We start from the raw sequence: 15438 nt of genomic DNA on the forward strand, positions 1-15438 counted from the left end.
CATGCCGGGCTTGAGAATGGAAATGTGTCTTGCTCGTATTTGTTCGTAGAGATTGGCCCGTTGAGGCCGCATTCAGCGACCGCAATCAAAAGACTGTCGGGAAAGGGCTATTTACCCAGAGCCTGTTGAATGTTGCCGGTGAACTTTTCGGCGTTCTGAAAACCGACCACACGCTGTGCCTTTTGTTCCTGTCCGTTTTGAAAGAACAGAATCGCCGGCGGTCCGACAATGTTGAAGTGCTTCATCAGAGCTTTATGCACATCGGTGTTGTCGGTGACATCGGCCTTCAGCAGTGTGACGCCATCCAGTGCCTGTTGAACGCCGGGATCGGTAAAGGTCCGGGCTTCCATTTCCTTGCAGCTGATGCACCAGTCGGCGTAAAAGTCGAGCATGATCGGCTCGCCTTTGGCCAGTTCGGTTTCCAGTTCCTGCAACGAGCCGATTTTCTTGAAAGTAAGTCCTTGTTGTTGCGACTGCGCCGTGCCGCCGCCGGAAAGACCTTTCAGAGGTTGCATCAGGTTGCTGCCACCGCTGGCCAGACCAATGAACAGAACCACACCGTAAACCAGTGAGATCACGCCAATGGACTTGAACAGTTTGTGCCAGCCGGATTTTTCGCCAATCGGTTCCAGTGCACCCAGATAGACTCCGGAACCAATCAGCAGCATGCCGGAAAGCATCAGTGTGGCCCAGTCCGGGATGATCCGTTCGGCCATCCAGATGGCCAGAGCCAGCATCAGAACCCCGAAAACGGCTTTGACATTGTCCATCCAGGCACCGGCTCGAGGCAGCAGTTTGCCTGCGGAAGTACCAAGCAACAGCAATGGCACGCCCATGCCCAGACTCATGGCAAAGAGGGCGGTGCCGCCAAGCAACGCATCGCCGGTCTGACCGATGTAAATCAGTGCGCCAGCCAGAGGCGGCGCCACGCAGGGACCGACGATCAGTGCGGACAAAAAGCCCATGATGGCAACGCCCGTCAGTGTGCCGCCTTTCTGCTTGTTGGAAACCTGTGTGATTTTGTTCTGCACCGAAGACGGTAACTGAAGTTCGTAAAAACCGAACATGGAAAACGCCAGTGCCACAAACACCAGGGCAAAGGTCCCGATGATCCAGGGGTTCTGGAACATGACCTGCAGGTTTTCACCGAAGACGCCTGCCAGTACGCCCGCCACCGTGTAGGTCACCGACATGGCCAGAACGTACACCAGAGACATCACAAAAGCCCGGCGTGTGGTGATCTGTTCGCCCTGTCCGACAATGATGCTCGACAGAATTGGAATCATCGGGAAAACACAGGGCGTCAGCGACAGCAGCAGACCAAACAGGAAGAAGGTGCCGATCACCAGCCAGACCGAACTGTCCTGAAGGGTCTGGGTGATGCGGTCGGATTCCGACAGGTCGTTGGCACCGGTTGCCTGAGACGCGGCTTGCGATTCGCTGGTCGTGCTGTCAGGCAAAGGCCCGCCAAAGTCCTGTTCGGATACCGACAGGGTTTTTCTGGTGGGCGGGTAGCAAACGCCCGAATCCACCGAGCAGCCCTGGTAGGTCAGTTCAATCTGGGCGCTGTCGAGCACATTGCCGACCGGCAGTCTGGCGCTGAAGTCGTCGTGAAACACGGCCACGCGCCCGAACACCGGGTCGTCGGTCATGGTCGCGTCAGGCAACTGCAGAGTGCCCAGAGTGGCTTCGCCGTTTTTGACCGTGACTTTGAATTTGTCCTGATACAGGTGGTAGCCCTCAGCCACCGCAAACGTCAGCATCAGATGACCGGCGTTGTCGCCGGTTCCTGCCTGATAATCAAACTGAAACGCCTCTTCTTCCGGCAGCAGGTCGGTGCCGCTGTCGGGGACAATCAGATCGTTCAGGGCCTGCAGGTTTTCAGCACTGGCGATGGCACCGGGAGAAGCAGCCTGGTCATTGTCGGGCAGAGAAACCAGCGTTTTCTTGGTCTGAGGCGGGTAGCAGACCCCCTGTTCCTCCGCGCAGCCCTGGTAGCCGATTTCCAGCTTCAGGCGTTTGGCATCGGTTTGCGGGATGGAAAGCGTGACGGTCAGGTCGTCTTCAAAGACTTTGGATTCGCCGAAAGCGGGATCGTTTTTGATCACGGCCTTGGGAAAGTTGATCGGTCCCAGTTCCGCATCGGGTGAGGAGACTTTGATGCGCTTCTGATAGAGGTAGTAGCCGTCGGCAATGGTCCAGCTGATTTTGATCTGACCGTTTTCCGCCTTGACCGGTTGCAGCACAAACGCGTCATCCACCGGCAGCAGATCGTCGGCAGACAGGGCCCAAGGGGTAAACAGCAGAGACCAGGCCGTGATCAGCGTGATCAGGCCTTTTTTGGCTGACAAGGCAGCGGAATCTAAAAAACGGCGCAACATAAAGGTGTCCTTACCGGTTGAATTCTGTTGTTATGAAGCCATGATTGATATGATGGCAAGCATTGATTCGATGATGATCGACGATTTTAACGTAAATGCATGGTTCCATGGTGTGCAAAGTTTGTGTAAGGCTGGAATGTTGTCATAAGCCTGAGCAGACGAACAAGAACTTTCACGAGGCTGTATGTTTAATTTGACCGTATTACTGTTTATTCTGGTGCCGCTGATTGAGCTGTATGTGCTGATCGAAGTCGGTGGCATCATCGGCGCGCTGCCCACCATTCTGCTGACCGTTTTCACCGCCGTCGCCGGTGTGGCGTTGATGCGCCAACAGGGCGTCAGCACCATGCAGCGGGCGCAGGCGAATATGGCGCAGGGGCAGCCACCGGCGGCAGAAATGATGGAAGAGGTTCTGTTGTTTCTGGGCGGCTTGTTCCTGCTGATACCGGGGTTGATCACCGATTTTCTCGGGTTTGTTCTGTTGGTGCCGCCTTTGCGGGCGGCGATGGCCAGAAAGATCATCGACCAACGTCGCAGCCATTACGCTCGCCAGCGAGGCGGTGTCTATGAAACCGAATGGACCCAGAAATCGGAAAACGGCTCGGAAATCCTGCACGTTCGGACCCTTCGCGGCCATCGGCCGGAACAGGATAACGATGTGATTGACGGCGAAGTCACCAGCGAAAAGCCCGACCAAAACACCGAACCCAAAGATCGCTGAAACATCGCTGAGACGATCGCCCTTTCCGGCCAGATTTCATGCTGGCAGGTTTGAAACCGGGCATTTCGAGTCCGACAGGCTGCTGGAATCCGTTCACATCAGTCAATCAGATGACCGTCCGTGTCTTCGTTGACTTCTTCCAGCAGTGCCGTATAACCTTCCCTGAAACTCGGGTATTTGAATTCGTAGCCGCTGGCACGGATTCTGGCGTTGGACAGACGCTTGTTGCCGCGCTGGGCGCGACTGTTTTCGGTGGGTTCGTTGTGTTCGACCACCGAAGCGGACAGTTGTTCCGCCAGCCATTCATACACATCACAGATCAGCGTGGGTTCGTTGTCCACACCGATGTAAACCGGCTCCAGAGGTTTGACCGTCAGCAGGTGTGCCAGCACGCCCACCGCATCGTCGGTATGGATGCGGTTGCTGTAGACGTCTTCCATGCAGTGGGCCTGGCCTTTGAGCACCATGTCAATCAAGTAGGTGCGTCCCGGACCGTAAATGCCGCCAAACCGAACCACTGTGCCCGGAAAAGGGGCGTTCAATGCCAAGTCTTCGGCTTCCAGCAAGCGACGGCTGGCGAAGTTTTTGCCTTCGGTTGGACTGTCCTCGGTGACCGTTTCCCCGTTGTTCTGGGTGAAGACCGACGAACTGGAAATGAAAAACAGACGCCGAATGCCTTCGCTGAAACCCTGTTCATCCAATGCCTTGATCACATTGCGCAGCCCCAGCACATAAGCGCGGTAGTAGCCAATGTCGTTAAAGGCGCTGGCAGAGACAATGTAATAGACGTAATCAAATGGCCCGGGCAGTTCCGGCAAAGGCGCGAACAGGTCGGCTTTGATCGGATTGATGGAAGTGGGCATTTTGTCGTCAGAGCGGCGGATGCCGAAAACCTCGTGACCCTGTTTGGTCAGTTGTTTGCCCAGACGACAGCCAATGTCGCCGCAACCGGCGATAAGAATACGTGCCATAGACCCAGTTACTCCTCAAATCGGTCAGTTTATTCGCATCCTATCACAAACAAATTGCACGGATTAAGAAAATATTGGATAGTAAGTGTACAAGGTATGAAAATGTTATGAATAGGGGAGGGTAAAGTGGTTTTTGACCAGGCCTGGTCAAAAAGGCATAAAAAAACCGCCAGCCGCATAAGCGGATGACGGTTTGTCTTTGGCGTTCTAAGTTAAAGCTTAGAAGTTCATGCGCAGAGACACGGTGTACCCGATTTGAGAGTGGGTGACTTCGTGTTCGGTTCCGGCATCGGCTGTACTAGCAAAGCTGGAACCCAATGCAGAGCTAACTACACCAGTGTCGACTGTTTTACTTCTTTCTGGGGCGTATACAATTGCACCGTCAAGTGCTAAGTTTTTAGTAAGCTGATAACCGCCACCAAAAGTGAAATGTTGTTCAACCATTGCTGGGAAAAAATGGTTGTTGAACAAGTCAACGGCTTGGGCTTGATACCCCGCCATTCCGCCGGTAGCTGGAGTATCACCGGTTGAACCTGTTCCGGCTTTGTCAATTGGGTCTTCACCGTAATTGTAGCCAACGCCTACCCAGTAGTTGCTGCGAGTGTATTTGGCACCAATGCCGAAGACGTTCTGATCATCCCAGTTAAAGTCTTTGTAGCCGTTTGCTTGCCCCCATCTTATTTGTTTAGCATCGGCAGTAAGCATCAAATTACCAATAGTATAAGCGGCACCTACTTTGATTTCTGCGGGTTGTTCCAGGTTGTCATCAAAGTTCAAGCCAAAGCCTCCTGCTGCAACACTAATTTGATCTTTATATTCCATGTCAATGGCAGATTGATAAGCCAAGGCAACCGTGAAATCTGGGGTAATGTCGAAATGGCCACCTAGGTTAAATCCGAAGCCGATGTCTGAAGACATGCCGTTACCGACATTGCTTACGTCTGTTGTGGCTGCACTATAGGATTTGTAGTTTATATCAAGGGCACCGTACTGAATTACGGGCGCAAAACCAACGCCCCAACGATCATTGTTATAAGCCAGTGAAGGTGCAAATTTCATTAATTGAAGATTACTGTACCCATTAAAAAGCGCTGAACCATTACCGTTTACGCCGGCAGAGGCATCTACGTCGTCATAACCAGCATTGTCACGGTAGTCAGTCCCCATACCAGCGGAACCGAAAATACCAAGGCCAAATGTCCAGTGATCGCTTAAGCGGGTTGATAGAGAGACTTCAGGGATGATATTGGTGTCTGCATCACTTGTCTGTGAAAAGTAAGTTCTTTGTCCGGTCATGTCTGAAACATTGGTATCTGCCTTAACATCCGGCTTGAACAAAGTGCCGCCAATAACAAATTCCGTGCCTTGACCTTTGCCGATCAGTGATGGGTTGATCAGGGCGTTTTCTGAGCCGAAGTAGGCGGCGGTGCCGGTGCCGCCCAGTGCGCGGGATTGTGCGCCCAGACCGATCAGATTGTCGCCATTGGTAGCGAGGACGGGAGTGGAAACCATGGCGGTGGCCGCCACTGCGAGTGCGATTTTGGTTAGTTTCATGCGTTCGTTCTCTCTTGTTGTTGTGATCAAAGTTTACAGTCCTGGGTTGCGGGTGTGACGCCCGAGATCAACCGTGTCAGAAACACTATGCATAAGCGTTTTCTGATTTAATAATCAAAAAAATTTTATGTTTGATTAGTGTGATTAATTCGTACCAGTTGAAAGGGCGCTTGAAAACTTGATCTGAGTCAAAATGCACACTAAGTCATTGAAAAACAATATTATAAGAATTGTCTAATATAAGTGTTTTCTTAAATAAGGGATTATGGAAGCGCATCTCAAATTTTTTTTATAACCAAACAGGCAATTTTTATTAAGACATTCTAATATTATGAAATTCTGTAGTGATGTGTGCTTGGTGTGGTGTCTGAATAGGTCAAAATTGACTAGGCCTAGCCCGGAAATTTCATAAATGATGCAGCATCTCGCTTGCCCCTTGATTCCACAAGAAATATTTCTTCAGTCGGCCGTAATCGTTGATACGACACTCCTTCAGAAATTTCCTTGTGAAAACAAGTTCCTGCGCGATATTGGCGCAAATTCATGAAATTTCCGGGCTAGTTTAAAACCTTTGTCATGAACGTTGACTTGTTCCCATAGCTCTCAGTAGGAACGAGGTCAAAACAAGCGTTTTGTCACCCTGAGCGAAGCCGAAGGGTCTTTTGAAGGTGTGCAGGGTTGAAAAGATCCCTCCGCTTCGGTCGGGATGACAGAATGGGTTCAAGGCGTTTTAAGGCAACGTTATGAGATCAAAGAAGATGATGATGTTCGGATAAGAAAAAACCCGCGCTGAGGCGGGTTCCAGTCGGAGGATAATGTGCCATCCCCGGCCAAGCCGAGGATTTTGGTACAGGTTTACCAGGCGCCGGAGGCCCCTTTCTCCATCATGGTCCAGACGGTATCACGAACGTGCATGGTTTCTTTTTTCAGTTCTTCTGGCATCTTTTTGCCCATTTTGACCATCATGTCCATGTTCATGCTGTACAGGTGCAGGCCGTCTTCTTCTTCAATGATGGTGATTCGACAGGGCAGGAAGCCGCCCATTGCAGGAGAGAAGTCGATCATTTTGCGCGCCGTTTCCGGGTTACAGAATGACATTACGTGAATGCGCTTGGATTCGATGCCACGAGCTTTCAGCTCTTCCGACAGCGGCAATTCGCCCACGTTCATCAGGCCGGTGCCCATGGCGGCATTTTCGATGGCGTCGGTTACGTCTTGAAATTCAACGCCTTCTTCGACTTTCATCTCCCACATGGTGGCGTCGGCGATGTCACCTTCGGCTTCCACCCACTTGTCCCAGACGTCCATAAAGGTGCCGCCCGCGCCTTCTTCCAGGTTGCCCATGGCGTTGATGGTGCCACACCCGGAAAGCAGGGCGATGCTGCCGGCGACAAAAGCGGTTTTGAAAAGGGTCATCAGTTTCATTCGGTCAATCTCCATTGGTTGCGTTCGTTCCTGCCTTTGGCTGTCAGGCGCACTGAGTGGCTGATGCCGTGGAAGGTTTATTGATGTATGTCAATTTTCAGAAACAAGATTACTCGGCTGCACAACCGGGTGAAAATCAATTTTTTTGTCGGCAAAATAACTTTCTTTTATGGACATTACGAGACGCTAATATTAAAAGATAACGAAACCCTGAAATAAGCATCCTCTAAACTAATTGGAATCCTAATTGAATCAACAGGTTGTTGAGTTTCTGGTCGGGCGTTTTTTGCACGCGGTGTTGCGACCATTCGCGCCGAACCGGGTAGTGTCTACGGTAATATTCATATTTTTTATGGGTGCCCTGAATATCCTTGGCTCGGATGGCAGCATCGTCCTCTTGCGGGTCATAACACGACTGCAACAGCGACCAGAGGGTGTCGGCGAGCAGGGCTTTGGCGGTGACAGCCATCGGTTGGGGCGAGGTCGGCAACTGTTGACGCCAGTCGTCTTGTGTGGGGATTTGCCATTGTTGGCAGAGTTGTTCGTACACCATCAGGCTGCCTTTGATTTTGGCATCCAGTGCGTGCCCGGCTATGTGCGGTGTGGCCAGGGTGGCTTTGCGGTAAAGGTCGGCGCGAATGTTGGGTTCGTTTTCCCAGCAGTCGATCAGGTTGAACTGAGGCGGGGCATCAACCCAGGCGCTTTCGTCGACAATGCCGCCGCGCGCGGCGTTGATCAGGACCTGTTCTGGGCGCAAACCTGCCAGTCGCTGCCGGTCAAGCAGATGTCGGGTGGGCCAGTCACCGTCGTCGGTCAAAGGCGTGTGCAGAGAAATGATGTCGGCTTGTAGCGCGGTGTCCAGGTCGCAGAAGTTCTCTGTCCCTTCGGATTTTTCGGCTTCTGCACGAGGCGGGTCATTCAACAGACAGGTGAGACCGACGGCTTCAGCCAGTGTCTGCAGCCGGCTGCCCACATGGCCGACGCCGACAATGCCCAGACTGAGATCCGACAGACGCCATTGGTTTTGCGATGCCAGCCGCACAATATTGGTGATCACGTATTCGGCAACGGAGTTGGCATTGCAGCCCTGGGCAGAATAAAAGTGGATGCCCTGTGTTTTTAACCAGGCCTGGTCAATATGGTCCAGACCCACCACGGTGGAGCCGACAAAGCTCACCTGGCTGTCGGCCAGCAGGTCGGCATTGACCTGGGTGCGTGATCGCACAATCAATGCGTCGGCTTTGGCCACGTCTTTGGGGCTGATCGCTTTGCCGGGCAGCCGTTTTATTTGGCCCAGATGGCTGAAAAGCGCATCGGCATAGGGAATGGCGTCGTCAATTACCAGCGTGCGTTGGGGCATTCGGTTCTCCTTGTTGCAAAATCTGATGAAATTATTGTAGCCGCACAAGCGCGCAGTTGCGGGTTTGATTGGGTAGAATGAGCGCACAAATGTCATAACCATGAAAAAACCATGTCCGCATCCCAGCAAAACAAGCCACGCACCCAGAGCCTGCTGATTCCCGGCGAAGTCGGTCAACTGCAGGCCCGTCTGACCCGGCCCGGCGCTTCCCGCTTGAACCGGGCGGATGATCCGGTGCATGAAACTGCCTGGGTGGTACTGAGCCATCCGCATCCGCAATACGGCGGTACCATGGACAACAAGGTGGTGACCACGCTGGAACGGACGTTTCAGCAACTGGGGTATGGCACGCTGGCCTACAATTTTCGCGGCGTGCAGGAGTCCACTGGCGATTACGATGAGGGCATGGGCGAACAATACGATCTGAAAGCGGTTGTGGACTGGTTAAGGCGCGAGCAGTCGGTTGAAGAACTGACGCTGGCCGGGTTTTCGTTCGGCAGTTATGTCAGCCTGGCCCAGGCCGATGAACTGGGCGCAAAACGGCTTTGCACGGTGGCCCCACCGGTCAGTCTGTACGATTTGAGTGGTTTGCACCCACAGGCCGACTGGCTGTTGATTCAAGGTGGTCGGGATGAGGTGGTGGAGCCCAAAGAGGTTTTGGATTGGGCCCTGACGCGCGAAACGGTGCCGGATCTACTCTGGCGGGCGCAGGCCGGTCATTTTTTTCATCGCCAGCTGGTGTGGCTCAAACAGATTCTGCTGGGGCACTATGGCCAGCCCTGATTTTATATGGCCAGTGACTGGTATATTAGAAAAAACTTATTTATAATTCCGCTCTATTAGAAAATGCTTATATGCTAATGTGTTTGTCATTTCCGGATCGGATCAACTAATGTTTCTGTTATGTGTGATTGGAAATGTGGCGAACCAGGCAAAAAGGACAGGGTCATGACAGCACCGATTGGATTACATCGATATATGCGCCGTTTGTCACCGCTGGCAATGGCGTTGGGATTGCTGGGCACACAGAGTATTGCCTCTGCCAGCGCGGTCACACTGGATTTCAAAGCTTGTGTGGAAACCGCACTGGGTCAGAATCCGGAGATGACGGTCAGTGAACAGCGAATTGTCCAGGCCGAAGCCGCTCTGTCGGAAGCCGAAGCCAGCCGCATGCCCCAGATCACCGCGTCGCTGACCGGTACCCGTTCCAATGATGCGATGAATGTGTTTGGGATGAAACTGGGGCAGCGTCAGGCGACCTTTGGTGATTTTGGTTTTGCTGACATTGGTAAAACAGGCTTTGGTGATCCCAGCGCCACATCTACTAATTTTGGTGTTGAACCTCGTGATCTCAACCATCCCGGCGCGCATAATAATTTCAACAGCCGTCTGGAAGTCAAGGTGCCGGTCTGGAACGGCGGTCGGATCGGCAGCTACGAAGATCAGGCTCAGGCGATGATTGCGGCGGCGCGTCAGGGCGATGAAGCCACTCAGCAGTACCTGACTTTTAATGTGTATCAGGCTTATGAGGGCGTTCACACAGCGCGGGCGTTTATTGAGGTGGCGCAACAGGCGGTGGAAGCGGCTCAGGCTTATGTCGAAACCACGGAAAACCTGGTGGCACAAGGCGTGGTGGTGCGTTCGGAACTGCTGAGTGCCAATGTGCATCTGTCGGAAGCGCAGACCCAATACGAGCAAGCCCTGATGGAAGAGCAGATCGCTTTGGACAACTTGAAAATGTTGATGGCCATGGACGAAGACGCCGAAATTGAAATCGGGGCGCGTCAGGACATTACCCTGCCCGAACATACGGCGGCTTCAATGAGTCAGGAAGCCATCAGCGTCAATCCGCAACTGGAAGCGTTGCGTGCGCAGACCAAAGCCAAACAGGCCGCCATTGCAGCCAGTAAGGCCGACAAGTATCCCAGTTTCAATCTGATGGCTCGCGGCGATGCCAACGATGAAAATCTGGGCTTTGACAGCACCTCCTATACCATTGCCGGAGTTTTTTCCTGGAAATTGACCGATTTTGGGGTCACCAATAATCGCATCAGTCGGGCACGGGCAGAAGCGTCCGAGGCCAAGGCATCGCTGCAGTCCAAAATGAACCAGACCCGTCTGGCGGTCAAAAAAGCCTGGCGTATGTTGCAGGTCGCAGAAAAGCGCGTGGTCTCCAATGAATTAGCCGTGGCCCAGGCCGAAGAAGCGCAACGACTGATCATGAAACGCTATAAGGGTGGCATTGCCACCATGACCGAGGTGCTGGCCAATCAGGCCCAGTTGGATAAGGCCCGTGCGGATCTGGTCAAATCCCAATACGAAAAAAACATTCAAAAGGCGACACTGCGATTGGAAACCGGGGCCATGACACTGGCCCGGATGTGACATACCCCGCAGACCCAACCCCATTAATTTAACGGAACAAATCAGGTGAGTCGGATGAAAACCCATGCTTATTCTTTGAAAACCCCTTTGCTGGTTGCATTATTGACACTGGGACTGGCAGGTTGCGGCGGTGAATCAGCCTCTGAGACCGCAAACGAAACCGTTCAGACCATTCAGGCGCCCGTGGCCACGGTGAAACTGGGTTCGATTCCTTTGCAGTCGGTGGTGCCTGGGTCGGTGGTGCCGGACCAGAAAGGTCGGATATCTTCCCGTTTGATGGGCTACATCAAGGATTTGGAAGTGAAGGTCGGAGATCGTGTTGATGCCGGGGATCTGTTGTTCTCGATTGATTCCAATGACGTGAGTGCACAGATTACTCAGGCCGAGTCCGGTTATCAGCAGGCTCAGGCCGCATTGGAAGACGCCAAACTGGATTACGACCGCTTCAAGAAACTGTATGCTCAGGATTCCGTGTCCAAGCAGCAGTTTGACAAAATCAGTCTGCAGTATCGGGTGGCACAGGAAAATCTGGCTGCGGCCCGTTCGGCCTACAATCAGGCGCAATCTCAGTTGAATTACGTTAATGTCAAAGCTCCGTTTGATGGGGTTGTGGTTGAAAAAATGGCCGTGGCGGGAGATATGGCGGCTCCGGGCAACCCGGTGTTGGTGCTGGAAAACCTTCAGTCGCTGAGTGTGCAGACTCAGGTGTCGGAGGATATTTTTGCGGTTCTGAGACAGGGGGACAAGGCGGAAATCAAGCTGGATGGTAAGGTCTCGCCTTTTTACGGTGAAGTCTACACCCTGGTGAGTGCGGCCGACCCCAGAACGCGTACCCACACGGTGAAGTTGAGCCTGCCGAAGAACATCGGCACCGTCAACAGCGGCACCTTCGCCCGGGTCGGTTTCACCCACGGTGATCGTCAGGCGATTATGGTGCCCCAGACCGCAGTGGTCAATCGCTCCGGGATCGAAGGGGTGTTTGTGGTATCTGAAGGCAAGGCCCGTTTTCACATGGTACGTCTCGGTGAAGAGATTGACGACAAGGTGGAAATCAAAGCCGGCCTGCAATTGGGCGATACCATCGTGGTGGACGACAATATGAGCATTCTCAATGGTGATCGCATTCAAACCGGTGCCGCACAAGGCGAGGGGGCGTAAATGACGTCGGAAAAGCTTAATTCAGCCGGGAAACTGGCCAAAGCCTTTATTCATTCCAAAATCACCATGATGATCATGATCGCCGTGACGCTGGCCGGTGTGCTGGCGCTGATGGTGACCCCGCGCGAATACAATCCACAGATCGTGGTGCCAGCGGCCAATATTATGGTGCCCAAGGCGGGTGCCAGTCCGGAAGAAGTCCAGAACATGGTGGTCAAGCCTCTGGAAAGCATTATGAATTCCGTGTCCGGGGTCAAGCACACCTTTGGTTATGCCAGTAACGACTTTGGCGTGGTCACGGTTCAGTTTGATGTTGGCGAAAATCAGGAAGACAGCCTGGTCAAACTCTACAACCAGCTGATGCAGAACATGGACCGGATGCCACCGGATACCCAGGATCCCATTGTCAAACCGGTGAATGTGGACGATGTGCCGATTATGACGCTGGCGCTGACTTCCACCGAACTGTCCGGGTTTGACCTGCGTGACGTGTCGCTCAAGGTGGTGGAAGAAATTCGAAAGGTACCGGGAGTCAGTTTTACCGAGGTGACCGGAGGAAAGCAGCGTGCTGTCAATGTGTGGCTGGATGCGCGCAAAATTTCTTCCGTGGGTCTGTCGCTGCAAACCATCAGCGACATGCTCAAGGGGAACAATGTCTCGTTGCCGGCTGGCAGCCTTGTGGAGCAAAACAAGCAGTATCCGGTGCGCTTGAACGGGTATCTTGGCAACGCCGAGGAAGTGGGTGAAATCATCATTGCGACCAATCAGGGGCGGCCGATTTACCTGAAAGACATCGCCCGGATTGAAGACGGGCCGATGGAAGAAGATGTGAGCACTCGCATTGGCTTCGGCGCGGCCTCAGGCCAGAGCATTCGCGGTGAACAGCCAGCGGTGACCATTTCTCTGGCCAAAAAACCCGGAACCAATGCGGTGACCGTGGCCAATGCGGTGCTGGACAAGATGGAAGGGCTCAAAAAGAGCGTGATCCCGGCCGATGTGGACGTGGTGGTCACGCGCGATGACGGCAAAAAAGCCAACGCCGCAGTCAATGTGCTGATGGAGCATCTGGGCATCGCCGTGGGCTCGGTGATTGTGATTCTGGTACTGTTTCTGGGGTGGCGTGAAGCCGGCATTGTGACCGTCACGGTGCCGTTGATTCTGTTTGTGGTGCTGTTTGTGGGGTATCTGTCCGGACAGAGCATCAACCGGATCACGCTGTTTGCCCTGATTCTGTCACTGGGGTTGTTGGTGGATGCCGCGATTGTGGTGATAGAGAACATACACAGGCACATTCATGACGGCTTTGACCCCAAAAACTTTGATGAGGTGCTGATCAAGGCCACCAATGAAATCGGCAATCCGACCAACGTGGCGACGTTTGCGGTCATTTTGGCGTTCATTCCGATGCTGTTTGTCACCGGGATGATGGGGCCGTTTATGGCTCCGATTCCGTTTAATGTGCCGGTGGCGATGATTGCCTCTCTGTTGATTGCGTACATTCTGGTGCCGTATCTGTCTTATCGTCTGCTGGGCAAAAAGGCGATCGCAGAAATGCAGGAACGCGAAAGCCTGGAAACGCATCAGGTGACCAAGCCGGACTGGATGCAGAAGCTGTATGAAAAATCGATTGTTCCGATGCTGGAAAGCCGGACCAAACGCAATGTGTTTCTGTTTGTGGTTTTGGTTGCGCTGTTTGCGGCGATGGTGCAACCGGCATTGCAGTTCATGCGCGACGATGGCATGAACAACCCGCTGCACCCGGCCGGGGTGGAAGTGAAGATGTTGCCGTATGACAACACCGGAAGCTTCCTGGTGCAGGTTGATATGCCGGAAGGCACGGCAATGGAAACCACCGACATTGTGGTGCGTCGGGTCAATGAAGTCATTGCCGACCTGCCGCATGTGACCGATTACAGTGTCTTTCTGGGCAAACCGGCACCGATCGATTTTGCGGCATTGGTGCGGGGCGATTTGATCAAGGAAGGGGTGAATTTTGCCCAGATCCGGGTCAATCTGACCGACAAGCACGACCGGGATCTGTCGTCGCACGAACTGGTGCAAATGCTGGACGAACGTCTGACGTCGGTGAAAAAGGTGTTCCCCGGGGCCAATGTCAAACTGTATGAAACCCCGCCGGGGCCGCCAGTGACCACGCAGATTCTGGCCGAACTCTATGGGCCGGATTACGACAAGTTGCGTGAGGCGGCGTTGGAAATCACCGACAAGATGCACAATGTGTACGGGCTGACCAACATTGATAACAGTGTCACCGCCGACAGTGTGAGTTATCAGATCAATATCGACCGGACCCAGGCCAACTTGCTGGGCGTGGTGCCGGCCGAAGTGGCCAAGATGTTGCGCGATTACATCAACGGCTATGAACTGGGCTACATGCACCTGGACAATGTGCGGGAACCGGTCAATATTGTGGTGCGTTTACCGCGTTCGGAACGGACAGTGCCCGAGCAGCTGATGACGCTGAATGTGCAGTCACGTTCCGGGGCCTCGGTGCCGGTGGCGTCGTTTGCCGACATCAAGGAAGTCGCCAAGGCCAAGCCGATGATTGGGCGCGATCAGCACCAGATGGTGATGGTCGGCGGTGAGCTGTTGCGCTCCAGCCCGGTGTATGCGGTGTTGACGCTGGATGGCATGCTCGACGGTGTGAAGCTGCCCGAATCCGAGGTGACCTTTCACACCGCCAACCTTGGCTTCGTCGAAGCCGAACCTCAGGACGTGATGGAATACTCACTGCTGTGGGGCGGCGAAATGCGCCTGACGCTGGACGTGTTCCGGGATATGGGCAGTGCGTTCATTGTCGCCATCATCTTTATCTATCTGGTGCTGGTGGGCTATTACCGCTCCTTTATGATGCCGTTGATAGTGATGGGGGCGATTCCGCTGACCATGATCGGGGTCTTCCCCGGTCACTGGCTGATGGGGCAGGCCTTTACTGCGACCTCCATGATCGGGGTGATTGCCTTGGCGGGGATCGTGGTGCGGAATTCCCTGTTGTTGATTGACTTTATTCTGGAGTACCGCGCTGAAGGCCGAACACTGAAAGATTCCGTGATCGAGGCAGGCAAGGTCCGTTTCCGGCCGATCCTGCTGACGGCGCTAGCGATCATGTTCGGTTCCATGATCATGATCACCGATCCGGTGTTCGGTGGCCTGGCCATTTCCCTGATCTTCGGGACTCTGTCGTCCACGGTGCTGACGTTGCTGGTGATTCCATTGCTCTACTTTATCTGGCAATGGCACAGTGGGGTCAAATACACCGAAGGCGGGCAGAGCAAGCCGACTGCCTAGGACAGTTTGGAAAGGGCTTGAAAAAAGCCTGTTCCATCCGAAATAGGAAAGCCATGCTGCGTGAACGCAGCATGGCTTTTTTTGTGTCCGAAAATACGGTTTTTCTAAAAAACACTGTCACCCTGAGCGAAGTCAGATGAAAACAGGTTGTCATGCTGAGCGCAGCCGAAGCATCTT

10 protein-coding genes are annotated in these 15438 nt (G+C 53.5%); 5 read left to right on the top strand and 5 right to left on the bottom strand.

Features of this window, described 5'->3' with window-relative positions:
- Positions 1-107: 107 nt before the first annotated feature.
- Entirely contained in the window at positions 108-2381 is a 2274-nt protein-coding gene (gene dsbD / locus A377_RS0107510; protein ID WP_019895643.1) for a protein-disulfide reductase DsbD, read from the bottom strand.
- 184 nt (positions 2382-2565) lie between these two features.
- Here dsbD and A377_RS0107515 point away from each other — a divergent pair, with 184 nt between their 5' ends.
- Positions 2566-3102, top strand: coding sequence for an FxsA family protein (locus tag A377_RS0107515; RefSeq protein ID WP_019895645.1), 537 nt, complete (start codon positions 2566-2568; stop codon positions 3100-3102).
- A 98-nt stretch (positions 3103-3200) separates the two neighbouring features.
- Here the strand turns inward: A377_RS0107515 and A377_RS0107520 are convergent, their stop codons facing one another.
- The 4 genes from A377_RS0107520 to A377_RS0107535 all read right to left on the bottom strand — a co-directional run bounded on the left by A377_RS0107520 (position 3201) and on the right by A377_RS0107535 (position 8412).
- Positions 3201-4073: an SDR family oxidoreductase gene (locus A377_RS0107520; RefSeq protein WP_019895646.1), complete on the bottom strand. Its 873-nt coding sequence runs from the start codon at positions 4071-4073 to the stop codon at positions 3201-3203.
- Positions 4074-4292: 219 nt separating this feature from the next.
- Complete coding sequence (locus A377_RS0107525) at positions 4293-5627, bottom strand: OmpP1/FadL family transporter (protein ID WP_019895647.1); 1335 nt, start codon at positions 5625-5627, stop codon at positions 4293-4295.
- An 855-nt stretch (positions 5628-6482) separates the two neighbouring features.
- Positions 6483-7052, bottom strand: a complete 570-nt coding sequence (locus A377_RS0107530) for a DUF302 domain-containing protein (protein WP_028485362.1) — start codon at positions 7050-7052, stop codon at positions 6483-6485.
- A 226-nt stretch (positions 7053-7278) separates the two neighbouring features.
- On the bottom strand, positions 7279-8412 hold the full coding sequence (locus A377_RS0107535; protein WP_019895649.1) for a 4-phosphoerythronate dehydrogenase: 1134 nt from the start codon (positions 8410-8412) through the stop codon (positions 7279-7281).
- A 111-nt stretch (positions 8413-8523) separates the two neighbouring features.
- Between A377_RS0107535 and A377_RS0107540 the strand changes: the two genes are divergently transcribed.
- The 4 genes from A377_RS0107540 to A377_RS0107555 all read left to right on the top strand — a co-directional run bounded on the left by A377_RS0107540 (position 8524) and on the right by A377_RS0107555 (position 15261).
- On the top strand, positions 8524-9195 hold the full coding sequence (locus A377_RS0107540; protein WP_019895651.1) for an alpha/beta hydrolase: 672 nt from the start codon (positions 8524-8526) through the stop codon (positions 9193-9195).
- 165 nt (positions 9196-9360) lie between these two features.
- The gene (locus A377_RS0107545) at positions 9361-10797 is read left to right on the top strand and encodes a TolC family protein (RefSeq protein WP_245546804.1); all 1437 of its coding nucleotides are present in this window, start codon (positions 9361-9363) and stop codon (positions 10795-10797) included.
- A 54-nt stretch (positions 10798-10851) separates the two neighbouring features.
- Positions 10852-11955 carry an efflux RND transporter periplasmic adaptor subunit gene (locus A377_RS0107550; RefSeq protein WP_019895653.1) on the top strand — a complete coding sequence of 368 codons (1104 nt, stop codon included), beginning with the start codon at positions 10852-10854 and terminating at the stop codon, positions 11953-11955.
- Positions 11956-15261 carry an efflux RND transporter permease subunit gene (locus tag A377_RS0107555; protein ID WP_019895654.1) on the top strand — a complete coding sequence of 1102 codons (3306 nt, stop codon included), beginning with the start codon at positions 11956-11958 and terminating at the stop codon, positions 15259-15261.
- Positions 15262-15438: the final 177 nt, after the last annotated feature.

Source organism: Hydrogenovibrio halophilus DSM 15072, from assembly GCF_000384235.1.
In the GTDB taxonomy this organism is placed as follows: domain Bacteria; phylum Pseudomonadota; class Gammaproteobacteria; order Thiomicrospirales; family Thiomicrospiraceae; genus Hydrogenovibrio; species Hydrogenovibrio halophilus.